The organism is Streptomyces sp. NRRL S-337, assembly GCF_000720175.1.
Taxonomy (GTDB): Bacteria; Actinomycetota; Actinomycetes; order Streptomycetales; family Streptomycetaceae; genus Streptomyces; species Streptomyces siderophoricus.
In genome coordinates this window covers 11,249-36,152 of record NZ_JOIX01000013.1, presented here as the reverse complement: position 1 = coordinate 36,152, position 24,904 = coordinate 11,249, and the positions used below count along the sequence as shown (strand labels likewise).

General features: G+C 72.4%; 23 protein-coding genes. 10 read left to right on the top strand and 13 right to left on the bottom strand.

Annotation, left to right across the window (positions count from 1 at the left end):
• The first annotated feature begins 9 nt into the window (after nt 1–9).
• Nucleotides 10–606, top strand: coding sequence for an OmpA family protein (locus tag IG62_RS0112085; RefSeq protein ID WP_234326433.1), 597 nt, complete (start codon nt 10–12; stop codon nt 604–606).
• Here IG62_RS0112085 and IG62_RS0112080 read toward each other — a convergent pair.
• A complete protein-coding gene (locus IG62_RS0112080; protein ID WP_051797964.1) occupies nt 581–1,141 on the bottom strand; it encodes an RDD family protein in 561 nt (186 codons plus the stop codon). The genes IG62_RS0112085 and IG62_RS0112080 overlap by 26 nt on opposite strands.
• A 102-nt stretch (nt 1,142–1,243) precedes the next feature.
• Here IG62_RS0112080 and IG62_RS0112075 point away from each other — a divergent pair, with 102 nt between their 5' ends.
• Complete coding sequence (locus IG62_RS0112075; RefSeq protein WP_030800878.1) at nt 1,244–1,825, top strand: TetR/AcrR family transcriptional regulator; 582 nt, start codon at nt 1,244–1,246, stop codon at nt 1,823–1,825.
• Between the two features lie 55 nt (nt 1,826–1,880).
• On the opposite strand, the gene IG62_RS0112070 is transcribed toward IG62_RS0112075, so the two are convergent.
• A complete protein-coding gene (locus IG62_RS0112070) occupies nt 1,881–3,128 on the bottom strand; it encodes an MFS transporter (protein ID WP_030800876.1) in 1,248 nt (415 codons plus the stop codon).
• Between the two features lie 174 nt (nt 3,129–3,302).
• On the opposite strand from IG62_RS0112070, the gene IG62_RS0112065 reads away from it, so the two are divergent.
• The gene (locus tag IG62_RS0112065) at nt 3,303–3,674 is read left to right on the top strand and encodes a helix-turn-helix domain-containing protein (RefSeq protein WP_030800872.1); all 372 of its coding nucleotides are present in this window, start codon (nt 3,303–3,305) and stop codon (nt 3,672–3,674) included.
• Nucleotides 3,675–3,717: 43 nt separating this feature from the next.
• Here IG62_RS0112065 and IG62_RS0112060 read toward each other — a convergent pair whose 3' ends face one another.
• On the bottom strand, nt 3,718–4,092 hold the full coding sequence (locus tag IG62_RS0112060; protein WP_030800870.1) for a DUF192 domain-containing protein: 375 nt from the start codon (nt 4,090–4,092) through the stop codon (nt 3,718–3,720).
• Nucleotides 4,093–4,150: 58 nt separating this feature from the next.
• On the opposite strand from IG62_RS0112060, the gene IG62_RS0112055 reads away from it, so the two are divergent.
• Nucleotides 4,151–4,885, top strand: a complete 735-nt coding sequence (locus IG62_RS0112055; protein ID WP_030800867.1) for a prepilin peptidase — start codon at nt 4,151–4,153, stop codon at nt 4,883–4,885.
• A gap of 277 nt (nt 4,886–5,162) precedes the next feature.
• On the opposite strand, the gene mgrA is transcribed toward IG62_RS0112055, so the two are convergent.
• On the bottom strand, nt 5,163–6,197 hold the full coding sequence (gene mgrA / locus IG62_RS0112050; protein ID WP_030800865.1) for an L-glyceraldehyde 3-phosphate reductase: 1,035 nt from the start codon (nt 6,195–6,197) through the stop codon (nt 5,163–5,165).
• A 140-nt stretch (nt 6,198–6,337) separates the two neighbouring features.
• On the opposite strand from mgrA, the gene IG62_RS0112045 reads away from it, so the two are divergent.
• From IG62_RS0112045 to IG62_RS0112030, 4 genes are all read left to right on the top strand, one after another.
• Nucleotides 6,338–7,117 carry an isoprenyl transferase gene (locus IG62_RS0112045; protein ID WP_030800863.1) on the top strand — a complete coding sequence of 260 codons (780 nt, stop codon included), beginning with the start codon at nt 6,338–6,340 and terminating at the stop codon, nt 7,115–7,117.
• Between the two features lie 506 nt (nt 7,118–7,623).
• Nucleotides 7,624–8,961, top strand: coding sequence for a PhoH family protein (locus IG62_RS0112040; protein WP_030800859.1), 1,338 nt, complete (start codon nt 7,624–7,626; stop codon nt 8,959–8,961).
• Between the two features lie 452 nt (nt 8,962–9,413).
• A complete protein-coding gene (locus tag IG62_RS0112035) occupies nt 9,414–10,112 on the top strand; it encodes a transglycosylase SLT domain-containing protein (RefSeq protein ID WP_030800857.1) in 699 nt (232 codons plus the stop codon).
• A gap of 125 nt (nt 10,113–10,237) precedes the next feature.
• Nucleotides 10,238–11,746 (top strand): AI-2E family transporter, encoded by a 1,509-nt coding sequence (locus IG62_RS0112030; RefSeq protein ID WP_030800855.1) that lies wholly within the window; start codon nt 10,238–10,240, stop codon nt 11,744–11,746.
• 86 nt (nt 11,747–11,832) lie between these two features.
• Here IG62_RS0112030 and IG62_RS0112025 read toward each other — a convergent pair whose 3' ends face one another.
• Nucleotides 11,833–12,366, bottom strand: a complete 534-nt coding sequence (locus tag IG62_RS0112025) for an alkyl hydroperoxide reductase (RefSeq protein WP_030412180.1) — start codon at nt 12,364–12,366, stop codon at nt 11,833–11,835.
• 5 nt (nt 12,367–12,371) lie between these two features.
• Nucleotides 12,372–12,926 (bottom strand): peroxiredoxin, encoded by a 555-nt coding sequence (locus IG62_RS0112020; protein WP_030800852.1) that lies wholly within the window; start codon nt 12,924–12,926, stop codon nt 12,372–12,374.
• A gap of 131 nt (nt 12,927–13,057) precedes the next feature.
• Here IG62_RS0112020 and IG62_RS0112015 point away from each other — a divergent pair, with 131 nt between their 5' ends.
• Nucleotides 13,058–14,017 (top strand): hydrogen peroxide-inducible genes activator, encoded by a 960-nt coding sequence (locus IG62_RS0112015; protein WP_051797962.1) that lies wholly within the window; start codon nt 13,058–13,060, stop codon nt 14,015–14,017.
• A 3-nt stretch (nt 14,018–14,020) separates the two neighbouring features.
• Here IG62_RS0112015 and IG62_RS0112010 read toward each other — a convergent pair whose 3' ends face one another.
• From IG62_RS0112010 to IG62_RS0111985, 6 genes are all read right to left on the bottom strand, one after another.
• Nucleotides 14,021–14,647: a Uma2 family endonuclease gene (locus tag IG62_RS0112010; protein WP_030800847.1), complete on the bottom strand. Its 627-nt coding sequence runs from the start codon at nt 14,645–14,647 to the stop codon at nt 14,021–14,023.
• Between the two features lie 99 nt (nt 14,648–14,746).
• The gene (locus IG62_RS0112005) at nt 14,747–17,158 is read right to left on the bottom strand and encodes an FtsX-like permease family protein (protein WP_030800844.1); all 2,412 of its coding nucleotides are present in this window, start codon (nt 17,156–17,158) and stop codon (nt 14,747–14,749) included.
• A complete protein-coding gene (locus tag IG62_RS0112000; RefSeq protein WP_030800842.1) occupies nt 17,155–17,844 on the bottom strand; it encodes an ABC transporter ATP-binding protein in 690 nt (229 codons plus the stop codon). The genes IG62_RS0112005 and IG62_RS0112000 overlap by 4 nt, the downstream gene beginning before the upstream one ends.
• Complete coding sequence (locus IG62_RS0111995; RefSeq protein ID WP_030800840.1) at nt 17,841–18,365, bottom strand: PadR family transcriptional regulator; 525 nt, start codon at nt 18,363–18,365, stop codon at nt 17,841–17,843. Before IG62_RS0111995 ends, IG62_RS0112000 begins: the two co-directional genes overlap by 4 nt.
• A gap of 88 nt (nt 18,366–18,453) precedes the next feature.
• Complete coding sequence (locus IG62_RS0111990) at nt 18,454–18,723, bottom strand: hypothetical protein (RefSeq protein WP_030800837.1); 270 nt, start codon at nt 18,721–18,723, stop codon at nt 18,454–18,456.
• On the bottom strand, nt 18,720–19,622 hold the full coding sequence (locus IG62_RS0111985) for an SPFH domain-containing protein (protein WP_234326441.1): 903 nt from the start codon (nt 19,620–19,622) through the stop codon (nt 18,720–18,722). Before IG62_RS0111985 ends, IG62_RS0111990 begins: the two co-directional genes overlap by 4 nt.
• Nucleotides 19,623–20,024: 402 nt before the next feature.
• Here IG62_RS0111985 and IG62_RS0111980 point away from each other — a divergent pair, with 402 nt between their 5' ends.
• A complete protein-coding gene (locus tag IG62_RS0111980; protein ID WP_030800833.1) occupies nt 20,025–22,319 on the top strand; it encodes a transglycosylase domain-containing protein in 2,295 nt (764 codons plus the stop codon).
• Between the two features lie 82 nt (nt 22,320–22,401).
• Here IG62_RS0111980 and IG62_RS0111975 read toward each other — a convergent pair whose 3' ends face one another.
• Nucleotides 22,402–24,840, bottom strand: a complete 2,439-nt coding sequence (locus IG62_RS0111975) for a SpoIIE family protein phosphatase (protein ID WP_030800830.1) — start codon at nt 24,838–24,840, stop codon at nt 22,402–22,404.
• Nucleotides 24,841–24,904 lie beyond the last annotated feature (64 nt).

Below are 24,904 nucleotides of genomic sequence, written 5' to 3'. Positions count from 1 at the left end.
TCGCACCGGATGCCCCGTGGCGCCGTCCCGGCCGTCGTCGCGCTGCTGCTGGCCGCCGCGCTGTCGGCGCCCCCCGCCCACGCCGATCCGCCGGGGGTGACCGAGGACTCCGGCCCACCCGTGCGTATCGACCCCCACGACCCCGATCTGCGGATGGTGCAGGGGGCCAAGCTGGCGCCGGCGAAGGTGCTGAACATCAAGTCGATCGTGGAGACCGACGACGGCTCGGAGCGGCGGCAGGACACCAACGACAACGTGACGTTCGCGCTGCAGGCCGAGGTGCTGTTCGGGAAGGACAGCGCCGAGCTGACCGGGGACGCGGTGTCCCGGATCGGCACCATCGCCGACGAGGTCAGGAAGCAGCGCGCCACCACCCTGCGGGTCTTCGGCTTCACCGACAACCTCGGCTCGGCGAGCCACGGCCTGGTGCTGTCCAAGAAGCGGGCCACCGCCGTCCAGGAGGAGCTGGCCAAGGACCTCGGCTCGGAGGTCGGCTTCCAGATCCGCGGCTACGGCGAGCAGTACCCGATCGCGGACAACAACACCGAGGAAGGCCGCAAGAAGAACCGCAGGGTCGAGGTCAGCTTCCCGCGGGCGGGTTCGTAGCCGGGGGCGGGAAGGGCGCCGGGGGCGGACAGCCGCCCGGCGGAGGGTAGGTGCCCGGGGGCGGGTACGGCGGCGGGAAGGACGGGGCGGGCTCCCGGGTGCGCAGGACCAGGGTGCCCGCGGCCTTGTCGTGCAGACACTGCCGGTACGGCCGGTCCCAGAGGCAGAACAGCGCGTCGACCTGGCTGAGCACCGGCACCGCCCACATCCCCAGGTGCGCGAGATGCCGCGCCAGGGCCGTCCCGTAGGCCAGCCGGCGGCCGTCGGCCACCCGGACGACGGTCAGACCGCAGATCAGCTTGCCCACCGTGCCCCCGCACAGGGCCGTCAGCAGCGGCGAGTAGAGGAACACCATCGCCACGGCCGTCAGGAGGGTCAGGTAGAAGGGCGAGTTGTCCGCCGAGCGGCCGAGGGTGACGGCCAGGCCGACGGCCGCCGATATGACCGACAGCGCGACGGCGGCGATCACCACGTCGATGACGACGGCGAGCAGCCGCCGGTCCGGGTCGGCGAGGACGGGAGGGCGTGCGTTCATCCGCGCATGTGATCACTCGGGGACCGGGGGACGGCAAGCCGCCCGAAGGGACCGGCCGGACAATATTGGACCGAGCGATTCAAATCGTGCTACGTTGATGCCATGGCGCGACCCAGGCAGTTCGACGAGGACCGGGCGCTCGACGCCGCGATGGAAGCGTTCTGGATCACCGGCTACGAGGCGACGTCCACCCAGGACCTCTGTGACGCCACCGGGCTGGGACGCAGCAGCATCTACAACACCTTCAAGAGCAAGCACGACCTGTTCGAACGGGCCCTGGCCCGTTACATGGAGCGCAGGAACGCCCAGACGTACGAGTTGCTGGAGAGCGAGTTGCCGGCCCGGCAGAAGATCCGCGCGCTGCTCCAGCGGACGATCGACGACGAGTGCGCGGCCGGTGCGGACGGCCGCGGCTGTCTGGTCGTCAACACCTGCATCGAGATCTCGGCCCACGACCCGTCGGTCGCGGCCACGCTGGAACGGGACTACGCCGCACGGCTGGCGGCGCTCCGGGCGGTGATCGAGTCGGGGCAGCGGGCCGGCGACCTCACCTCGCGGACGGGCGCCGGCACGCTCGCCCACCTCGTCATCGCCACGATCGGCGGGCTGCGGGTCTCGGCCCGGGCCGGGATCGGCCGCGCGGCGCTGGAGGGCGTGGCGGACGCGGCGATGAGCGCGTTCTGAGCAGACGGCCGGATCTCGGGGCGGTACGGGCCGGGAGCCCGGGCCGCCCCGCTCGCTACCGCGCCTGCCCGCCCCGTAGCGCCACCAGCACCACACCTCCCGCGGCCAGCGCGGCGACGGCGAGGCCGAAGGTGGTGGCGGCCGCCGGGAGGCCGATGGCGTCGCTGAGGTAGCCGTCGGCGACCGGGAGGGCGCCCGCCAGGAAGTAACCGCCCGCGTTCAGCGCGGCGTTGGCCTCCGCGCGGCGGCCGGCCGGGACCTCGCGGCTCAGCAGCGTCAGCCCGCCCAGCTGGCCCGCACCCTGGCCCGCCCCGGCCAGCAGCACCGCGACGACGAGCGGCGCCAGGGTGCCGGTGTGGACCGCGGTGACCAGCGCGAGCGTGCCGGTGACGGTGGCCGCGCCGGAAGCGAGCAGGACCGTACGGACCGCGAGACGGCGCAGCGCGAACTGCACGCCCGTGGCGGACAGGAACATCGCCAGCGCCAGCCCGCCCGCGAGCGCGCGGTCGGTCGTACCGAGCAGTCCGGCGAGCAGCGACGGCCCGAGCGACAGCACGAAGGCGGTGGCGCTGATGCCCGGCGCGAACGCGGCCAGCCCCAGGGCGAGATGGCGACGGTTGGCGCGCGGTACGCCGGGCAGCCGCACCCAGCCGCCCGGCGCGGCGCCGGCCGTCCCGCTCCGACCCGGCAGCGGCATCCGGACCACCGCCGCCAGCGCCGTGGCCAGCAGGACGCCCTCGACGACGAAGACGGTGACGGTCGGCGCGGGCGCGGTCTGTGACAGCACCCCGGCCAGTACGGGGCCGATCCCCGCGCCCAGCACCATGGCGGTGGAGGCCAGCAGCGGGCCGATCCGGCGGCCCGCGGCCAGGTCGGTGACCGCGGCCATCCCGGCCGAGACGGCGGCGCCGGTGGCCACGCCGGTCAGCAGCCGGGCGACGGCGAGCGCGGCCACCGAGGGCGCGGTGGCGTAGACGAGGCAGGCGACGAGGGCCAGCAGCAGCGCCGGGACCAGCACCGGCTTGCGCCCGAGCCGGTCCGAGGCGACGCCCGCCACCAGCAGCGCGCCCAGCAGACCGACCACGTACGCGGCGTAGATCAGCGTCAACGTGCCGGAGCTGAAGTCGAGTTGGCGCTGCCAGAGCGCGTACAACGGCATCGCCGCGTTCGACAGCACGAAGATCGCGACCACTGGCCAGGCGGCGAACCAGACCTCCCGTGCGGGCGGTACGGCGGTGGTCGCGGCCGGCGCCGGACTCGCGGTGGGCCTGGTTCCGGGCGCCGCGGTGGGTGTTGCGGGCATGGGTGTCCCCTCCTCATCGGCCTGTACGAGTTGAGTCGTACAGGCTGTACGAAGAGATTCGTACAGCCATGCCGCAGTACGATGCAAGTCGTACTGCGAAGTGGGCTGTGCCGGGCGGCGGAGCGGCCGCCCGCCAACTGCCGCCCGACCGCCCCGAACCGGAGGAGCGCCCCCATGTCGTCCACCCCACGTGCCTGGACCGAGCCGGCGCAGCGACCGGTGCCGGCCGGTGCGCCCGAACCGCTGCCGGAACCGGCGCGGGACGAACTGCGGCTGGAGGTCGTCATGGGCGCGCTGAGCGATCCGCTGCGGATGCACATCGTGCGCACGCTGCTGCTGGAGTCCGAGGAGTTCGACCACACCTGCGGCTGGTTCGGCCTGGACCGGCCCAAGTCCTCGCTCACCCACCACTTCCGCACGCTCCGGGAGGCCGGTCTGATCCGGCAGCGGCAGTACGGGCTGGAGCGGCGCAGCCACGTCCGGGTGGACGACCTCCAGGCGCGCTTCCCCGGACTGCTGGCGCTGGTGGCCGACTGGCAGCAGTGACCGCACCCGGCGGTACGGGGCTCAGCGCCCGACGGAAAGGGGCTCAGCGCCCGGCGGCCTCCGGCGCGGGCGTCGGCTCGACGCGCAGCCGCATTCCCGGGCGCAGGCCCCAGTCCGTCATCGCACCGGCCGCCGCCTCCAGGACGTGCCGGGCGCGCAGCCGCGGGCGGCCCAGCCGGCCCGGCGGCATGGTGCGCACCGCCAGCACCCGGAAGTCCCGGCCCAGATAGGCCACATCGATGGCGAACCGCATCCGGAAGGTGTGCACCCCGCTCGCCGGGGTCAGCAGCAGGGCCCCCTCGATGCCGTCGCGGCCCAGCAGACCGCGGGCCCGGGCACGGTACGAGGCCGCGATCTCCACCGGCACCGCACGCTCCGCGCCGTACAGCACCCCCGGTCCGTTCCTCCAACGCGCCATGCCCCGCGTTCTATCAGCTCCCGGCCTGCCCCGGGAGACGCCCCCATAGGGTCGGACCGTGTCAGTGATGCTGATGGTGCTCGCCGCCGCCTACGGGGCCGCGGCCGGGCTGCTCATACCGCGCCCCGCCCACCGGATGGCCGTCGGCCCCGAGGAGGAGTGGCGCGCGCAGTGCCCGGGGGGACACCCGATCACCGGCGCGGCGCGCGGCTGGCTGGGACCGGGGCGCTGCCCGGCCTGCGGGGCGTACGGGCCCGCCGGGGCGCCGACGGCCACGGTCACCGCGCTGGTCTGCGTGGCTCTGGCGGCGGCCACCGGGCCGCGGCCGGAACTCGTCGCCTGGCTGCTGGCGGCGCCGGCCGCGGTGCTGCTGGTGATCGTCGACTGGCGGGTGCGGCGGCTGCCGGACGTGCTGACGCTGCCGCTGGCCGCCGTCCTCGCGGCGGCACTGGGCCTCGCCGGCCGGTTCACCGGCGACACCGGCGCCTGGTGGCGGGCCCTCCTGGCCGGTCTCGTGCTCGCCGCCTGCTACCTGATCCTGCACCTCGTCAACCCGGCGGGACTCGGACTGGGTGACGTCAAGCTGGCGCTCGGACTGGGGGTCGCCCTTGGGTGGTACGGCTGGCGCACCCTGGTCACCGGCGGCGCGGCCGGGGTGCTGCTCGGCGGGCTCTACGCCGCCGGACTGCTGATCGTCAGGCGCGGCGCCCGGAAAACCGCCGTACCACTGGGGCCCTTCCTGATCGCCGGGGCGTTCTGCGGCCTGTTGCCGGCCGCACTGGCGGCCCGCTGACCCCCTCGCCGGGGCGCCGCCGGGCCCGTACGCCCGCGCGGGCGCAGGGGCGCACGGCCCGCCTTCCACCCCCGTCGCCGCGCCGGAGCCACGCCGCCGCGCGCGCCGGTGCACACAGCACCCCTTCCGCGGGGTTATGGTGGAAACCCCCCCTCGGGCCGGTCCGTATCCCCCCCACGGACCGGCCCGCTTTTCTTTGCGGCCCGCGAGCGGGTCGCGGACCGCCCTCGGAGATGGCCGGAAAGCAGTGCCTCCGGGCGGTGGCCCGCCGGCCGGGTCAGCCCCGGCGGGCCCAGATGTTCACGCCGTCCGTGGTCGTCGCGAACCGATCGATCTCGGCGAGCTCGGCGTCCGTGAGGGCCGGGGCGTCGAGGGCCGCGACATTGGCCTCCAGCTGGGTGACGCTGCTGGCGCCGATCAGCGCCGAGGTCATCCGCTCGTCGCGCAGCACCCATCGCAGGGCCAGCTGGGCCAGCGACTGCCCGCGCCGGCCGGCGATCTCGTTGAGGCCGCGCAGCCGGCGGACCACGTCCTCGGAGAGCAGGTTCGGGTCCAGGGACTTGCCCTGGGAGGCGCGCGAGCCCTCGGGAATGCCGTCGAGGTACTTGTCCGTGAGCAGGCCCTGGGCCAGCGGCGCGAAGGAGATGCAGCCCATGCCCTCGTCCTCGAGGGTGTCCAGCAGCAGGTCGTCCTCGGTCCAGCGGTTGATCATCGAGTACGACGGCTGGTGGATCAGCGGCCGTACGCCCATTTCGCGCAGTATGCGGGCGGCGTCCCGGGTCTGCTCGGCGTTGTAGGAGGAGATGCCGACGTAGAGCGCCTTGCCCTGGTGGACGGCGGAGGCCAGCGCGCCCATCGTCTCTTCCAGCGGGGTGTCCGGATCGAAGCGGTGCGAGTAGAAGATATCGACGTAATCGACACCCATCCGCTTCAGTGACGCATCCAACGACGAGAGGAGATATTTCCGCGAACCCCATTCGCCGTAGGGGCCCGGATGCATCAGATATCCGGCCTTCGTGGAGAGAATCATCTCGTCGCGGTAGCCGCGGAAGTCCTGCGCGAAGATCTTTCCGAAGTTCAGCTCGGCGGAGCCGGGCGGCGGGCCGTAGTTGTTGGCCAGATCGAAGTGGGTGACACCCAGGTCGAAGGCGCGTCGCAGGATGGCCCGCTGGGAGCTCAGGGTGCGGTCGTCCCCGAAGTTGTGCCACAGTCCAAGGGAGATAGCGGGGAGTTTGAGTCCGCTGCGCCCCGTTCGCCGGTACTTCATCGAGTCGTAGCGGGAATCCGCGGCGCGGTAGTCGGTGCCAGTCATGCTCATCTCCCTATCACGTACCTGTGACCTACCTGATGGGGCTGTCTCGACAGCCGAGAAGTAAAGTTGCCCACTTGAGGCGACGGGGCGACCGCCATTGGCACGGAGGGGCTGGACCACACATGCTGCGATCTTCCGGGATGCGCATCCCGTATCCGCCCGCACTGCGGAATCTGGTTTACCGGCTTTACGCGCGGCGGGTGGAGGGTCGCCTGGATCACACCCAGGTGCCCAAGCACATCGGCGTCATCCTCGACGGCAACCGGCGCTGGGCGCGGGCCGACGGGCGGACGACCGAGCAGGGCCACCAGGCCGGCGCGGCCAAGATCGGCGAGCTGCTCGGCTGGTGCGCGGAGACCGATGTGGAGGTCGTCACGCTCTGGCTGCTGTCGACGGACAACCTCGACCGGCCCGAGGGCGAGCTGAAGCCGCTGCTCGGCATCATCGAGAACACCGTGCGGGACCTGGCCGCCGACGGCCGCTGGCGGGTGCACCACGTCGGGAACCGCGACCTGCTGCCCGAGGCCACCCAGACGGTCCTCAAGGAGGCCGAGGCGGCCACCCTCGACAACAAGGGCATCCTGGTCAACGTCGCGGTCGGCTACGGCGGCCGGCAGGAGATCGCGGACGCGGTGCGCTCGCTGCTGCTGGAACACGCCGAGCGCGGCACCTCCTTCGAGGAACTGGCCGAGATCGTCGACATCGACCGGATCGCGGAGCACCTCTACACCCGCGGCCAGCCCGACCCGGACCTGGTGATCCGGACCAGCGGCGAACAACGGCTGTCGGGCTTCATGCTGTGGCAGAGCGCCCATTCGGAGTACTACTTCTGCGAGGTCTTCTGGCCGGCGTTCCGGAAGGTCGACTTCCTGCGTGCGCTGCGCGACTACGCGGCCCGGCACCGCCGCTACGGGTTCTAGCAGGCCGCACCCTCCTCGCGGCGAAGCCCCCGCCGGCCCCGAACGGGCCCCGGCGGGGGCTTTTCTGACGTCGTCTTCGCCGGGAACCACCCGGTCGGCCCCTCTTGCGCCGCCCGCGCCGGCCGGCCCCGGCAAAGCGATCACGCGTAACCCAAGGTTCATCGACCGTGCGTCATATGCCGTGGCATGGCGACGGGGGTTCGAGGGAATATCCCATCCAGGTCGGCGTCCGGAACAAGCCATCGGGCGCCGCATCTCAGCGGACGGCATGGGGCCGTCCGCCCGGGAGGCCCTTTGCACATCACGGAGATCCGTGCGCACCGCACGGGCGACGCGAGGGGCCGGCGCTCGGCCCGCGCATCGTGGCCTGAGCCCGGTCCGGTCATGAGATGGCCGGGGGTCCCGAGGACGCTGCCCAGCAGCCGCTGGGCGCACCACGTCCCCGGGAGCACATCGCCCCGCGACGCCGTCGCACCCCAACCTCATCCGAGGGGGTTCGTCCACCCGTGGTGAACAGCAAGCAGCGCCGTGACAACGACCGGCGCACTTATGTCCTCGACACCAGTGTGCTGCTGGCGGATCCAGGCGCCATGGCCCGCTTCGACGAGCACGAGGTCGTGCTGCCGGTCGTGGTGGTCACGGAACTGGAGGCCAAACGGCACCATCCCGAGCTCGGCTACTTCGCCCGGCAGGCGCTGCGCCGGCTGGACGAGTACCGGGTGCAGCACGGGCGGCTGGACGCGCCCATCCCCATCGGAGAGCTCGGCGGGACGCTCCGGGTCGAACTGAACCACTCCGACCCCGGCATCCTGCCCCCGGGCTTCATCAACGGGCACAGCCGGCTGGGTGACAACGACTCGCGGATCCTCGCCGTCGCGCGCAACCTCCAGGCCGAGGGGTTCGACGTCACGGTCGTCTCCAAGGACCTGCCGATGCGCATCAAGGCGTCCTCGGTGGGCCTGCTGGCCGAGGAGTACCGCGCCGAACTCGCCATCACCGAGTCCGGGTGGACCGGGATGGCCGAGGTGGCCGTCCCCGCCGAGCAGGTCGACGACCTGTTCTCCGCCGAGACCGTGCACGTACCGGAGGCGGCCGGGCTGCCGGTGCACACGGGTCTGGTACTGCAGTCCGAGCGCGGCAAGGCGCTCGGCCGGGTCACCGCGGACGGCACGGTCCGGCTGGTCCGGGGCGACCGGGAGGCGTTCGGCATCCACGGGCGCAGCGCCGAACAGCGGATCGCGCTGGACCTGCTGCTCGACCCGGACGTCGGCATCGTGTCGATGGGCGGGCGGGCCGGCACGGGCAAGTCGGCGCTGGCGCTGTGCGCGGGCCTGGAGGCGGTGCTGGAGCGCCGGCAGCACCGCAAGGTGATGGTGTTCCGTCCGCTGTACGCGGTCGGCGGGCAGGAGCTGGGCTATCTGCCGGGCAGCGAGGCGGAGAAGATGAGCCCCTGGGCGCAGGCCGTCTTCGACACGCTGTCCGCGGTGACCACCAAGGACGTCATCGAAGAGGTGGTGGGCCGCGGCATGTTGGAGGTGCTGCCGCTGACCCACATCCGCGGGCGGTCGCTGCACGACGCGTTCGTCATCGTGGACGAGGCCCAGTCCCTGGAGCGCAATGTCCTTTTGACGGTTCTGTCCCGTATCGGGGCCAACTCCCGGGTTGTGCTCACCCATGACGTCGCCCAGCGGGACAACCTCCGGGTCGGGCGTTACGACGGAGTGGTCGCGGTCGTCGAGAAGCTGAAAGGACATCCGCTTTTCGCCCATGTCACCCTGAACCGCTCGGAACGGTCGCCGATTGCGGCACTGGTGACCGAAATGCTGGAGGACGTCAGGATCTGACCCACCAGACCTGGACAACCGCTCGGATCGGGCCAGTTGTCCGGATCTGACCCGCTGTAAGGCGGTGCCGCCCGGCGAAGCGAAGGAGCTTAGCCGGGCGGCGTTCTGCTGCGCGCCGATATCCGAAAATACCCGGGGGTAAACGAGGTGTGAGCTTTCACACCCGGCCGGGAATTGATTCCCGGTGTGTCGTTCGGGCAGAGTCTGGGTCCTGTCAGGCCCCGCATACGGCATCCGCACCCCCAGCGGTGCAGAACAACCGAACTTCATAGTGAGTTGCCGTATGCCGCCCGAGCACCACGCGGACCCCGAGGGGGACGTACCGGGCCAGTGCCTCCCGTGACCAGCCGGTCCCGCCCGCTCAACAGGGCCCGGAACAAGGGGAGACCAGCGCCAGGGGCACGATTGCGTCCGCGAGGTCACCTAAGCGGGCGATGCTGGAAGGAAAACGTGTGAGCCGGATCTCGGTCCGGGGATTCGCCGTGGCATCCGCCACCGCGGTCACCACCGTCGGCGCCGTCGTCGGCGTCGCTGCAGGGCAGCCCGCCACGGTCAACGCCGAGGCCACCGCTGCCGACGCGACGACCATTGCCGACATCCCCGCAGGCGCTCAGGCCCAGGTGCAGACGGCTTCCCTGACGCAGCAGGCGGACGAGGCGTCCACCCAGGCGGACGCGACAGCCCTCAAGTCCGCACAGGAGGCCGCGCGCAAGGCTGCCGCGGAGACCGCGCAGAGCAAGAAGGACGCCGCGGACCAGCAGGCCAAGAAGGAAGCCGACGCGCGCAAGAAGAAGGAGCTGGCCGCGTCCCGCTCCTCCGCGCGCACCGACCTCGGCGACCTGGTCGGCAAGAGCTCGTACACCATCGCCGAGACGCAGGCCATCGCGCGTCAGATGATGGCCGGCGACCAGTTCCAGTGCTTCAGCAACATCGTGAGCCACGAGTCCGGCTGGAACTACCGCGCCACCAACGCCGGCTCGGGTGCCTACGGCCTCGTCCAGGCGCTGCCCGGCTCGAAGATGGCCTCCGCGGGCTCCGACTGGCAGACGAACCCGGCGACCCAGATCAAGTGGGGCCTGAACTACATGAACGACCGCTACGGCAGCCCCTGCGGCGCCTGGTCGTTCTGGCAGGCGAACAGCTGGTACTAGGCCCGTCCGGCCGCACACCGCGCCTCTCGAAACCCCCGAACGCACCGCGTCGGGGGTTTCGTGCGTCGCGCACGGGTAACGTCGTGCCCGTCAACGTGGCGCACGGGAGGGGAAGAGGAAGGCAGATGTCCAGATTGCCTCAGTGGGTCGGTGGCCTCGGCGCCGGTCTGACGCGGCTCTCGCAGCGGCTGGAGGAACAGCGCCGCCGCGCCGAGGCCGCCGCCGCAGCAGCCGAGGACGCGGACGAGCTGGGGCGTGCCGAGCGCTCGGCGTCGTCGGCGCTCGACGGTCCGGTGGCCGACGCGCCGGTGGCCACGCTCGCCGTGCCCCGCACGCAGCTGCCGGGGGCCGGGGACGGCGTACCGCATCCGGGCACGGGCGCGGAGGACGCGGCGCCGTCGGCCCCTTCGCGGGCACCGGACTCGGTGCCCGCGCCGCCCTCGTACGCGCCGGCCGTGGCGGCCCCGCCCGATCCGGTCGACGCCGTGCCGTGGGGCGTGCGGGTCGCCGCCGAGGCGGGCTGGCGGCTGCTGGTGCTGGCCGCCACGCTGTGGGTGCTGGCGCGGGTGATCACCACGATCCAGCTGGTCGTGCTGTCCTTCATCGCGGCGATGCTGATCACCGCGCTGCTCCAGCCGACGGTCGGCTGGCTGCGCCGGCGCGGGCTGCCGCGCGGGCCGGCCACCACGCTGACCTTCATCGGCGGCTTCGTGATCCTGGGCCTGGTCGGCTGGTTCGTGGTGTGGCAGGTCCAGGACAACATCGACTCGGTCTCCAGCCGCATCCAGGAGGGCATCAGCGAGCTCAAGGGCTGGCTGCTGAAGAGCCCGTTCCATGTGACCGAGAGTCAGATCAACAGCATCGCCAAGAACCTGCAGGACGCGATCGGCGCCAACACCGAGGCGATCACCTCGGTCGGCCTGGAGGGCGTCACCGTCGTCCTGGAGGTCCTCACGGGCATCCTGCTGGCCATGTTCACCACCCTGTTCCTGCTCTACGACGGGCGGCGGATCTGGGAGTGGGTGCTCAAGCTCGTCCCGGGCGCGGCCCGGGAGGGCGTGGCGGGCGCCGGGCCGCGGGCCTGGCGCACCCTGACTGCCTATGTGCGCGGCACGGTGATCGTGGCGCTCATCGACGCCATCTTCATCGGCATCGGGCTGTACTTCCTCAACGTGCCACTGGCCGTCCCGCTCGCCGTCTTCATCTTCCTGTTCGCCTTCATCCCGCTGGTCGGCGCGGTGGTCTCGGGCGCGCTGGCGTGCGTGGTCGCGCTGGTCACCCAGGGCGTGTTCACGGCGCTGATGGTGCTGGCGGTGGTGCTGGCCGTGCAGCAGATCGAGGGCCATGTGCTGCAGCCGTTCATCCTGGGCCGGGCGGTCCGGGTGCACCCGCTCGCGGTGATCCTCTCGGTCGCGGCCGGCGGGCTGATCGCCGGGATCGGCGGTGCGGTCGTCGCCGTGCCCCTGGTGGCGGTCACCAACACGGTCGTCGGGTATCTGCGCTCGTACTCCCGGGAGCAGGCGGTGCGGATGGCGGTGGCCCCGCGCGGCGCCACCGCCATCGGGGTGGCGCCGACCCCGCCGCCGGTCCGGCGGGCCCGGAGCGACGACGACGGTGACGGTGAACGGGAGTAGCACCCGGACAAAGACACGCAGAACCCCGCGGACGACGGAACGTCCGCGGGGTTCTGGCGTGTTTCGGGCGCCGTAGGGCTACCGGGTCACTCGGCGAGTGCGGCCTCGGCGTCCAGGGTGGCGCCGACGGCCTGCAGGACGGAAGCGATCTTGACCGCCTCCTGGATCGTCTCGCGCTCCACACCGGCCTTGCGCAGCACCTGCTCGTGCGAGTCCAGGCACATGCCGCAGCCGTTGATGGCCGAGACGGCCAGCGACCACAGCTCGAAGTCGACCTTGTCGACGCCCGGGTTGCCGATGACGTTCATCCGCAGGCCGGCGCGCAGGTTGCCGTACTCCGGGTCCGACAGCAGGTGCCGGGTCCGGTAGAAGACGTTGTTCATCGCCATGATGGCGGCGGCCGACTTGGCGGCGGTGTACGCCTCGGCGGAGAGGTTCGCCTTCGCCTCGGGCTCCAGCTCGCGCAGCACCTTCGGCGACCGGGAGGCGATCGCGCAGGCCAGGACCGTGCCCCACAGCTGCTGCTGCGGCAGGTCGCTGTTGCCGATCACCGAACCGAGGTTCAGCTTGAGGTCCTTGGCGTAGTCCGGGACCGCGGACTTCAGGTCATCGAGGGCCATGGGTCTCACTCACCAGCCAGCAGCGCGACCGGGTCCAGGGTGTCCTCGCCCTTGCTCCAGTTGCACGGGCACAGCTCGTCCGTCTGGAGGGCGTCGAGGACCCGCAGGACCTCCTTGGGGTTACGGCCGACGGAGCCGGCGGTCACCATCGTGAACTGGATCTCGTTGTTCTGGTCGACGATGAAGACGGCGCGCTGCGCGAAGCCGTCCTCGCCCTCGATGCCGAGGTCGCGCATGAGCTCGTGCTTCGAGTCGGCGAGCATCGGGAAGGGCAGGTCGGTCAGGTCCGGGTGGTCCTTGCGCCAGGCGTGGTGCACGAACTCGGAGTCGCCGGAGAAGCCGAGGACCTGCGCGTCACGGTCGGCGAACTCCTCGTTCAGCTTGCCGAACGCGGCGATCTCGGTCGGGCACACGAAGGTGAAGTCCTTGGGCCACGCGAAGACGATCTTCCACTTGCCCTCGTAGGTCTTGTGGTTGATCTGCTCGAACTCCTTGCCCTTCTCCAGCGAGACACAGGCAGTCAGGTCGAACTCGGGGAACTTGTCACCGACAGTGAGCACGCGCTCTCCTTGTTGCGTAGAAAGTCCCTTTTGGGGCTTTCCTTGAGGCTTGGACGGAAGTCACAGTGCCACAGGACGCATTGATCAGGGAAATAGCTAGACTGGTTGATGTTGATCGGAGGTGGTTATCAGTGGCTTCACCAGCCAGCCAGGGCGGCCGGACCCGCCAGCCCAGCCTGGCCCAGCTGCGGGCGTTCGCAGCGGTGGCCGAGCATCTGCATTTCCGCGAGGCGGCGGCCGAGATCGGCATGAGCCAGCCCGCACTGTCCGGCGCGGTCTCCGCACTGGAGGAGGCCCTCGGGGTGCAGCTGCTGGAGCGTACGACGCGCAAGGTGCTGCTGTCGCCCGCGGGGGAACGGGTGGCGGCCCGGACCCGTACGGTCCTGGAGGCCGTCGGCGACCTGATGGAGGAGGCCGAGGCGGCCCGTGCGCCCTTCACCGGCGTCCTCCGGCTCGGCGTCATCCCGACCGTGGCGCCGTACCTCCTCCCGGCCGTGCTCCGCCTGGTCCACGACACCTACCCCGACCTGGACCTCCAGGTCCACGAGGAACAGACCGCGTCCCTGCTCGACGGCCTGGCGCACGGGCGCCTCGATCTGCTGCTGCTCGCCGTCCCCCTCGGCGTCCCCCAGGTCACCGAACTCCCGCTCTTCGACGAGGACTTCGTGCTCGTCGCGCCCAAGGACCACTGGCTCGGCGGCCGCGGCGACATCCCCCGCCAGGCGCTCCAGGAACTCGACCTGCTGCTGCTCGACGAGGGCCACTGTCTGCGCGACCAGGCCCTGGACATCTGCCGGGAGGCCGGCCGCGACGAGAACACCCCGGTCACGACGAGCGCGGCGGGCCTCTCCACCCTCGTCCAGCTCGTGGCCGGCGGCCTGGGCGTGACCCTCCTGCCGCGCACCGCCCTCCGCGTCGAGACCGGCCGCAACGACCAGCTCACCACCGGCTACTTCGCCGACCCGGCCCCGTCCCGCCGGATCGCCCTGGCCATGCGCACGGGAGCGGCCCGCCAGGAGGAGTTCGAGCAGTTCGCGGCGGCACTGCGGGAGGCGCTGCGGGGGCTGCCGGTGCGGATGGTGAAGGGGTGAGGGTCAGCTACGGCGGGCCGGCGGCCGGGCGTCGTCCAGCACCTGCCCCACATCCAGCACGACTTCGGCGCCGATCGACTCGGGCAGGGTGACTTTCTCCCCGGCCAGGTGAATGCGGTGCACGGAGTACCCGTCCGCCATGGGTTCGGTGAGTACGTGCAGGCGCTCATGCCTGCGGTCGACGATCACGTACACCGGGACCCGCGCGCCACCGTAGGCGGCCACCTTGGTGCGCAGGTCGTTCGCGTAGTTCCCGGACGTGACCTCAAGCACCATACGGAAGACCGCCGGGTCACAACACCCGTACTCGACGACGTGATCCTGGAAGTCGGCGTCCACCACGGAGAGGTCGGGAACGGCGAAATCGTCCGGGCCGCCCGGCAGCCACATGCCGAGACCTTCCAGTACCTCCGTCCGGCCGCCGTCCAGCCCCGCCGAGACGAAGGGACGCCGGAGGCGGGAGAGCCCCTTGGCGTGGGCAGGGTCAGGGGGTGGGGTCACGGTGAGGACGCCTCCGAGGATCTCGACGCGGTGGCCCGGGAGCTGCTTCATGAGCTGGTCGGCCTGTTCGAGGAGTGTCAGAGGCGCGCGGCCGTGCGCGTAGGGACCCTCGACAGCTGCTGCGGACATGCATGCCTCCCGTTGGCTTGTGCCGAGGCCATCATCGTAGGCAGAACCGGCCGTAAGCGTCCTGTACGACAGCGTTCACCCGTTCGAGGGCACCGCACCTCACTCCGTCCGCAGCCCCTCCGGTCGCATCATGCGCCACAGTGGCGGCAGGCTCAGGGCGGTGACGAAGAGGATGACGGCGGCGCCGGTGGTGGTCATGGCGAGGACGACCGGCCAGTCGACGGTGACGGCGCTGTCGATCATGGTGAGGAGCAGGGCGCCGAGGGAGAGTCCGCAGGCCAGGGCGAGGGCGAGGCCGAGGAGGACGGGGAGGGCGGTCTGCCAGAGGAGGGACCGGCCGAGGGTGGCGCGGCGGATGCCGTGGGCGTCGAGGGTGGAGAGCAGGCGGCGGCGCTCGTGGAGCTGCTCGACGGTGGTGATGATCAGGCCCGCGCCGATCAGCAACAGGGTGACCACGGCGCCCGCGAACAGGGCGTTGCGGACGCTGGAGTACTGGCCGTCGTGCGGATTGTCGACCGCGGACGACTCCTGCACGGCCGGGTCGAGCCGGGACGCGGTGGTGCGGATGTGCTCCACCGCGTCGGGGACGGAGCGGTCGAAGTCGACCCGGAGCTCCATGCTGGGGGCGTTGAGCCGGCTCGGGTCGAGCGCGGACGGGGTGACCAGCAGGTCGTAGAAGGACCCTTCGGGGCCGTGGCCGGGGGAGAGCAGCCGGGCGGTGCGGGCGGACCGGGGGATCGTCCAGGGGTGCGGGTCGAGCCGGTCGCCCCGCACGATCGGCGGGTTGAGGTCGAGCCGGGCCCCGGGTACCAGGGCGGGGTCGGGATCCGGGTTGTGGGAGGTGAGGAAGACCTCGCCGTCCCGGCAGGAGGGCAGCTGGGCGAGCCGGCGCAGTTCGGCGCAGCTGCCGATGGCCAAGGTGGAGGGGTGGGTGGCGGAGACGGGGGCGCGGTCGGTGGGGAGCGGGCCGGCGAGGCCGTCGATGGTCCCGCGGGCGTCCGTCACACCGGGGGTGGCGCGCAGCGCGGTGAGCGCCCGCTGGGCCCTGGGCCAGTCCTTCGCGTTGCCCCACAGGCCGATCCGCGGCAGCTTGCCGGACTCCGCGTAAGCCGCGGCGTATCCGGCCTGCATGCCCGTCATCAGCATGTGGACGGCGATCGCGCCGGCCACCGCGACGGTGATCCCGCTGACCGCGCGGGTGGCCGAGCTGCTGCTCAACTGCAGGCGGCGGACGGCCAGTTGCCAGGAGACGGGCCCGCCGTGCAGCCGGCCGACCACCGCGTCCACCAGCCAGGGCAGCAGCGCGGTGACCCCGAGCAGCAGCAGCATCGCACCGGCCGCGAGGCGGACGGTGTTGAGCGGGTTGTCGGTCCACGGCCCCTCCCAGGACAGCGGCACCAGCAGCAGCGCACCGACGGCGGGCAGCGCCGGCCGCCACCACAGCCGGCGGCGGACCGGCCGGCGGTGGTGGACGACGCCGAGCGGATCGACGGTGACGGAGCGCTGGGCGAGGAGGGTGACCAGGACCGCCGCGGCCGGGACGAGCAGCGTGATCAGGGCGGCGGCGAGCGGGCCGGGGGTGATGTCGGCGGGGAAGACGTTGATGTCCCACAGCGTGATGTACGGGGCGAGCCCGCGGGCGGCCAGGAACAGCACGGCACCGCCGGCCACCCCGAGCAGCGAGCCGAACAGCGCCTCGCCGGAGGCGATCCGGCGGGTCGTCGGGACGTCGGTGCCGACCAGGCGCAGCGCCGCCAGCCGCTCCTCGCGGCGCTCGTTGCCGAACCGCACCGACGTGCCGATGAAGACCATCACCGGCGTCATCAGCGCCACACAGGTCATGATCACCAGCAGTACGGCCGGGGCGCTCATCGGCCGCGGGTCCCAGCTCTTGCCGAAGTGGTCGATGCGGTAGCCGTCCGGCGCGGCCAGGGTGGCGCTCTGCGCGACGTACGTGAGCTCCTTCGGGCCGAGCAGCCCCGCGTCGCCGATGGTGCCGGCGATCTCGTACGGCAGGCGGTCGCGCAGCAGGGCACCGCCGGGGGAGCCGAGCAGGTCCTTGAGGGCGGGGGACACCAGCATCCGGCCGGGGCCGGGGAGGCGGTCGATGCCGGGCGGGACGGGCGGGTGCGTGCCGTCGGGGCGGACCAGCCGGCCGCGGACCTCGGTGCCGCGGAAGGTGGTGTCGGCGGAGGCGTAGCGCAGGGTGGTGTCGGAGGGCCGGGGTTGGTGCCGCTGGCCGAGGTTCTCGCGGGCCTTCTCCCGGCCGTGCCAGGCGTCCATCAGGTGCGGGACGGACGCGCCGAGCAGCAGCACGGCCACGCCGAGGGTGACCCCGGCGGCGGTCAGCGCGGTGCGGATCCAGCCCTCGCGGCCGCCGCCGGCCGCGAACCGCATGCCCATCGCGAGGTCGCGGGCCCAGACGCCGGGGCCGAAGCGGGCGGCGCCGAGCGGGCCGCGGCCCTCGCCGCCCGCGCCGTAGGTGCCGGTGCGGGAGCGCAGCGGGCTCATATCAGGCCCGCCAGCATGTCCTTCACCTTGCCGTCGCGCACCACGACCTCCCGGTCGGAGTACGCGGCCACCCGGGCCTCGTGGGTGACCAGGACGACGGCGGCACGGGTCTCCCGCGCGGTGTCGGTCAGCAGGGTCAGCACGCGCTCGCCGTTGAGCGAGTCCAGCGCGCCGGTGGGTTCGTCGGCGAAGACCACCCGGGGCCGGGTGGCGAGCGCCCGGGCGACCGCGACCCGCTGGCCCTGGCCGCCGGAGATCTCGCCGGGCCGCTGGCCGGCCACCGCCTCGACCTCCAGGCGCTCCAGCCACTCGTGGGCGCGGCGTTCGGCCTCCTTGCGCCGGGTGCCGTTCAGCCGCAGCGGCAGCGCGACGTTCTCCAGGCAGGTCAACTCCGGTACCAGACGCCCGAATTGGAAGACGAAGCCGAAGTCGGTGCGGCGCAGGGCGCTGCGCTGGGCGTCGGTCAGGCCGGTGAGGGTGTGCGGGCCGTAGTGGACCGTGCCCGAGTCGGGGGTGATGATCCCGGCGAGGCAGTGCAGCAAGGTCGACTTGCCGGAGCCGGAGGGTCCCATCACGGCGACGACCTCACCGGGGTGGATCGAGAAGTCCGCGCCGACGAGGGCCGGTGTGCGGCCGTAGGCCTTGTGCAGCCCCTCGGCGGCGAGCAGGGAGCCCTCGGGCGTCATGTCCGGACCGCTTCCGCCAGCTTCTCCAGCCGGGCGGCGGTCAGCTCCAGCCAGCGCAGATCGGCCTCCAGATGGAACAGCGCGTGGTCGCAGATCAGCTGGTCGGCGAGGTCGCCGGTGCGCTTGCGCTCGGTCAGTCCGCGCATCATCCGCAGGTGTTCGGCGCGTTGGGCGTCGAGGAGTTCGGCGGCGTTGCGGTCGGTCAGCAGGGCCAGCACCACCTTGGTGTAGAGCGTCGACTGCAGGTACGGCTCGGGCTTCTCCGGGCGGGTCAGCCACTGCGCGACATCGGTGACGCCGGCGTCGGTGATCGCGTACCGCTTGCGCTCCGGGCCGGCGCCGGGCTCCACCGCGTCCACCTCGACCAGGCCGTTCTTCAGCAGCCGGGACATCGTGGAGTAGACCTGCCCGTAGTGCAGCGGGCGGTCCTGGCCGAAGTGCTCGTCGAAGGCCCGCTTGAGGTCGTAGCCGTGACGGGGGCCGGACTCCAGGAGGCCCAGCAGCGTGTGACCGATTGACATGCCGACCACCCTACTGGCGGTGTAACGGCGGTGTATACGCCAGGTGTATAGGTGGAGGAGGCGGCGCCACCCGTCGTGGCGTGCGGCCCTACTGCCGGCCGTCCGGCTTCTTCGGCGGGCGGCCCCGGCGCGGGATCGCCCCCGCGCCCCGGGGCAGCCGCCCCGCCTCGGAGAGCGCCTTGCGGAGCAGGAACTCGATCTGCGCGTTGGCGCTGCGCAGTTCGTCGTCCGCCCAGCGGGTCAGCGCGTCATGGATCAACGGGTCCAGCCGCAGCAGCACCTGCTTGCGCTGCTGCGGCCGTCGCGCGGGGGTCCGTCCGCCTTCGGCGCCGGACTCCTCCGGGGTCCCGGTGCTCACTGGTACAGCGAGCCCGTGTTCAGCACCGGCTGGGCGGCCCGGTCGCCGCACAGCACCACCATCAGATTGCTGACCATGGCAGCCTTCCGTTCCTCGTCCAGTTCGACGATGCCCTGCTCGCTGATCCTCGCCAGCGCCTGCTCCACCATGCCGACCGCACCCTCGACGATGTGCTGGCGGGCCGCGACCATCGCGCCGGCCTGCTGGCGCTGGAGCATCGCCGAGGCGATCTCGGGAGCGTAGGCGAGGTGGCTGAAGCGGGACTCGATGATCCGCACGCCGGCCGCCTGGACCCGCGCGGTCAGCTCCAGGGCCAGCTTCTCGGTGATCTCCTCGGCGTTGCCGCGCAGCGACAGGTCGTCCTCGTCGTGTGCGTCATAGGGGTACTCGATCGCGATGTGCCGGACCGCCGCCTCGGTCTGGGTGGCGACGAACTCCAGGAAGTCGTCGACCTCGAACAGCGCCTGGGCGGTGTCCTCCACCTGCCACACCACGATCGAGGCCAGCTCGATCGGGTTGCCGTAGGCGTCGTTGACCTTCAGCACCGCGGTCTCGTGGTTGCGCACCCGGGTGGAGATGCTGCGGGCCGTGGTCAGCGGATTGACCCAGCGCAGGCCGTCGGTGCGGATGGTGCCGACGTACCGCCCGAAGAGCTGGATGACCCGGGCCTCGCCGGGGGCCACCATCTTCACGCCGGTCATGCAGAAGAGGGAGCCGAGCAGGATCGCGGCCCCGGCGAGGATCAGGGGTATGCCGGCCGCCTTGTTGCCGCCGTCGGCGAGGATGCCGCCGACGGCGATCCCGCCGACGCCCAGCGCCACGCCGAGCACGGTCAGCAGCAGGGCGAGCCCGCCGGCGATGCTGTGCGCCCTGACCTCGCGGATCTGCGGGCCGGGCATCTCGGGGCCGGTGACGGCGAGGTCGTCGCCGGCGGTGGCGGTGCGGCCTGAGGTGGGGCCGGTGAGGTGGTCGGCCGTTGGCTTCTCGGACATGAAGATCCCCGTTTCTCCCGATACGGCGCGTGATGTCCACCGCATTCGATGATGTCGCTGGTCTAGCAAAGTGATAGCAGATTAACGGACGGGTGGCCGGGGCGTCCAGCCCCCGCGCCGAGCCCGATTTACGACAAGTGCGCAGGTGGGAGCCGGGCGACGCAGAAAACCCACCCCCTGGTTCCGTCGGGCCGGGTGCTGTTTGTCACGTCGGGAAAAGCCTTGATCGATGAGTATTTGTTGACAGATGCGGTGTTAGCTTCAACAGCTGAGTTAGCTGGGGGCGGAACGACTGGAGTTGTCGAAGCGATGGGCCGAGCCGAAGCGAGACGGGCGCAGCAGGGGAGCGCCCGCCGGGCCAAGACGAAGCAGAAGAAGTCCGGCATACGCCGCCTCTTCACCTGGAAGAAGATCCTCGGGACCTTCCTCGGGGTGTGCCTGCTGGGCATCCTCGGCTTCATCGGGCTGTACCTGTACGTGGACATCCCCAACGACGGCAACAAGCAGGCCCAGCTCCAGAGCAACGTCTACAAGTACGCCGACGGCAAGATCCTCGCCCGGGCCGGACAGGTCAACCGCGAGAACGTCTCGCTCGACCGGATCCCGTGGGCCGTGCAGCGCACCTTCGTCGCCGCCGAGAACAAGAACTTCTACCACGACTCCGGCGTCGACCTGATGGGCACCGCGCGCGGCATCCTCAACACCCTGATGGGCAAGGGGAAGCAGGGCGGTTCGACGATCACCCAGCAGTACGTCAAGAACTACTACCTGACGCAGGAGCAGACGGTCAGCCGCAAGCTCCAGGAGATCGTCATCTCGCTGAAGGTGGACAACAAGCTGGGCAAGGACAAGATCCTCGCCGGCTACCTCAACACCAGCTACTACGGCCGCGGCGCCTACGGCATCCAGGCCGCCGCCCGCGCCTACTACGGCGTGGACGTCGACAAGCTCACCGTCTCGCAGGGCGCCTACCTCGCCGCGCTGCTCCAGGCGCCGAACCAGTACGACTGGTCCCTCGCGACCGCGGACGGCAAGAAGCGGGCCCAGGAGCGCTGGGCGTACACGCTCAACAACATGGTCGAGATGCACTGGCTCTCGCCGCAGCAGCGCGCCAAGCAGAAGTTCCAGAAGCCGAAGGATCCCAAGCCGCTGCCCGGCGTCGGCGGGCAGACCAGCTACCTCGTCGCGGAGGCCAGGCGCGAGCTGCTGGCCGCGGGCGTGGACGGCAAGCAGCTCGACGCCGGCGGCTGGACGATCACCCTCGGCATCGAGAGGGACAAGCAGAAGGCGCTGGAGCGGGCGGTCAAGCGCAAGCTCACCCGCGACCTGAACGCCAAGGCCCGCAAGGTCGACGCGGACGCCCAGCTCGGCGCCACCTCCGTCGACCCCAAGACCGGCCACATCGTGGCGATGTACGGCGGTGCCGGCTACCCGAAGCACTACACCAACAACGCGACCCGCTCCGACTACCAGGCGGCCTCCACGTTCAAGCCGCTGATCCTCGCCTCCGCGATGCAGAACAGCGCGCAGACCCAGGACGGCGTGCCGATCACCCCGAACACGATCTACGACGGCCACAACCGCCGTCCGGTCGTCGGCGGCACCATCCCCTTCGCGCCGCCCAACGAGGACGAGCGCGACTACGGCAGGATCACCGTCCAGACGGCCACCAACAACTCCGTCAACGCGGTCTTCGCGCAGATGGGCCAGGACGTCGGCCTGGAGAACGTGAAGAAGACCGCGGTCAGCCTCGGCATGGACGGCTCCAAGATGGACGTCAAGCCGGCCATGACCCTGGGCACCATGGGCGCCAGCCCGCTCCAGATGGCCGGCGCGTACGCCACGCTCGACAACCACGGCAAGAAGGTCACCCCCACCCTCGTGACCAAGGCCGTGCACAGCGTCAACGGCGTGGACACCGAGCAGCAGCTCAAGGACCCGATCGGCCCGGAGGTCCTCGACCGGCGGACCGCCGACACCGTGACCTCCGTCCTCACCGGCGTGGTCAACGACGGCACCGCCTCGGAGGCCGTCAAGAACACCGCCTACAAGGCGGCCGGCAAGACCGGTACCTCCGACGACGACAAGTCGGCCTGGTTCGTGGGCTACACGCCCAAGCTGGTCACCGCGGTCGGCATGTTCGGCGAGTCGCCCAACGGCGGCGCCCAGGTGACCCTCAAGGGCACCGGTGGCGGCGGCCGGGTCAACGGCGGCGGCTACCCGGCCAAGGTGTGGGCGGACTACACGGAGAGCGCGCTCGGCGGCGGCGACGGCGGCGACTTCGACCTGGAGACGGACATGGGCGCCGCGATCCCGCCGACCACCACCCCGTCGCCGACCGCCACCCCGTCGACGACGCCGTCGCCCACCGGCACCCCGAGCAGCACCCCCAGCGGCACCCCGTCGTCCCCGTCCGGCCGCCCGTCGCACACCCCGAGCGGCCGCCCGAGCAGCCCGACCACCCCGAGCGGCTCGGCCTCCCCGCCGGACGGCGGCGTGGACGGCGGTGACACCAGCGGCACCACCAGCGGCGCCGACGGCGGCACCAGCGGCGACGGCAACGGCGGCACCAAGGGCGCCAACAGCCTGCCGGGCTTCAACTGACGCCGGAAGCCGTCCGCCACGACGAACAGCGCGGCCCCCGCCGAACCGGCGGGGGCCGCGCTGTTCGTCGTACGGGACCGGGTCAGCGCCGCGGCGTCCCCGGCGGCATGCTCAGCTCGAACCAGACCACCTTGCCCATGCTCAGCCGGGTCGCACCCCAGCGCCGGGCCATCCGGTTGACGAGGTAGAGCCCCCGCCCGCCCTCGTCCGACGGCCGGGCCTGCCGCAGCCGCGGCAGCTGCGGCACATCGTCCCCCACCTCGCAGCGCAGCACGTCCGTGCGCAGCAGCCGCAGCGTGATCGGCCGCTCCGCGTACCGCACCGCGTTCGTCACCACCTCACTGACCAGCAGCTCCAGCTGATCGGTGAGGTCGTCCAGGCCCCAGCGCGCCAGCGCCCGGCGGGCCAGCCGGCGGGCCTGCCCGGCGGTCTGCGCCTTCGGGTCCAGGTACCAGTACGCGACGTCGCTCGGCGCGATCCCGTCGAACCGGGCCGCCAGCAGCGCGATGTCGTCGTCCCGGTCGCCCGGCCCGAGCATGTCCAGCACCTCGTCGCACAGCGGCTCCAGCGGCGGCGGATGCGGACCCGTCAGCCGGGCCGTCTCCGCCAGCCGCTCCCGCAGCTGCTCGATCCCGGTCCACACGTCCCGGATCCGCGACTCCACCAGACCGTCGGTGTACAGCACGAGCGTGGCCCCCGCCGGGGCGTCCAGCTCCACCGCCTCGAAGTCCACCCCGCCTACGCCGATCGGCGCGCCCGGCGGCACCCGCAGCACCTCCGCACGCCCACCGCGGTGCAGCATCAGCGGCGGCGGATGGCCCGCGTTGGCGATCGTGATCCGGTGCGCGACCGGGTCGTACACCGCGTACAGGCACGTCGCCATCCGGTCCGAACCCAGCCGCTGGGCCTGCTCGTCGAGGTGGTGAAGCACCTCCTGCGGCGGCAGGTCGAGCCCGGCCAGGGTCTGCGCGGTGGTGCGCAGCTGGCCCATGATCGCCGCCGAGGTCATCGAATGCCCCATGACGTCACCGACCACCAGCGCCACCCGGCTGCCCGGCAGCGGGATCGCGTCGTACCAGTCACCGCCCACCCGGGCCGTCTCGGCGGCCGGCAGATAACGGCTGGCCAGCCGCACCCCGGTCGGCTGCGGCAGCGAGTCCGGCAGCATCGTGCGCTGCAGCGCGTCCGCGATGTACGCCTCCCGGCCGTACAGCACCGCCTTGTCCACGCCCAGCGCGGTGTGCGTCGCCAGCTGCGCCGCCACCAGCAGGTCGTCCGGCTCGAACGCCGGCCGGTCGGGCCTGCGCAGGAACACCGCCGCACCGATCACCCGCCGCCGCCCGCGCAGCGGCGCCAGGATCACCCGGTGCCCGCCGGGCAGCCGCGGATCCGGCCCCAGCAGCTCGGGCAGCGCGGTCCGTGCCGCCTGCGCCTCGCCGAACAGCGGCCGTACGCCCCGCAGCACCTCCGCCAGCGGACCGCCGGGCCGGACCTCGGCCAGCTCCGCGGCGCTGCCGCCCATCGCCGGACCCAGATCGGGCTGCGCCGGCAGCACCGGCAGCCGCCCGCCGTTGGTGTCCGGCTCCTCCGGGATCCGGTCGGTACGCCGCAGCCGCAGCACCACCGGCCCGGTGGGCCGCTCGTCGCCCACCGGCAGCGGATCACGCAGATACACCAGGATCGCGTCGGCGAAGGTCGGCACCGTCGCCCGGCACAGCCCCAGCACGATCTCGTCGAGGTCGATGCCACGGGCGATCCGCCGGGTCGCCGCACCGATGAACCGCAGCCGGTCACCGCCCGCCTGACGGGCCGCCGCGACCTCACCGCTCTCGCCCGGATGCGCCGAACGCGCCGGGCCGGCCGGCGGCAGCGGAGCGGGCGGCGGCCCCGGCGGCGGCCCGGCCGGCGCCGGCACCTGTGCCCCGGTCGCCTCCCCGGCCGTCGCCCGGGACCGTCCGGCGCCGCCGTCCCGCGGCCGCCCGATGCCCTCGCCGCCGGGCCGTGGACGCTCGCCGCGGTGCGGCTCCTCAGCCGGATCCGGTGTGCCCGCGCGGCCCACCGCGCCCTGCGCCACCCGCCGCCGCGCCGGGGCCGCCTCGCGCTCCCCGTCCGGTGCGCCGCCCGGCCGCCCGCTCGCCGGCATGGCCACCTCCCCGTAAGAGTCGGCGCCCCAGGGGTCGCCGCCGTAAGTGTCCGCGCCGCCATAGGCGTTCGCGCCGCTGTACATGCCCGCGCCACGGTACGCGCCCGCGCCGCCGAAGGTGTCCCCGTACGCCTCCCCGTACGGAATCGCCGCGTCGTCCCGGGCCGCACCGTGGTCCGCCGGCGGCTCGCCGTCGGCCCGGCCGGCCGGCGGCCCCGCCGGGACGAAGCCGGCCGCGGCGGGCTGCTGCAGGGCGCCGCGCGGGTCCGGGACGGCGCCCAGCGGCGGTGTCCGGCCCGGCCCCCGCGCAGGGGACGCCGAGGGCGCGGCGGTCGGGGCCGACCGCCGCGATTCGTGGGAGGTGGGATGCTCCGTCACGCGTGGGATTCCATCCGTCCGGGGCTGCGCGTCCGACGCGCCGCGTTCCGGGCGCGCAGCCCGT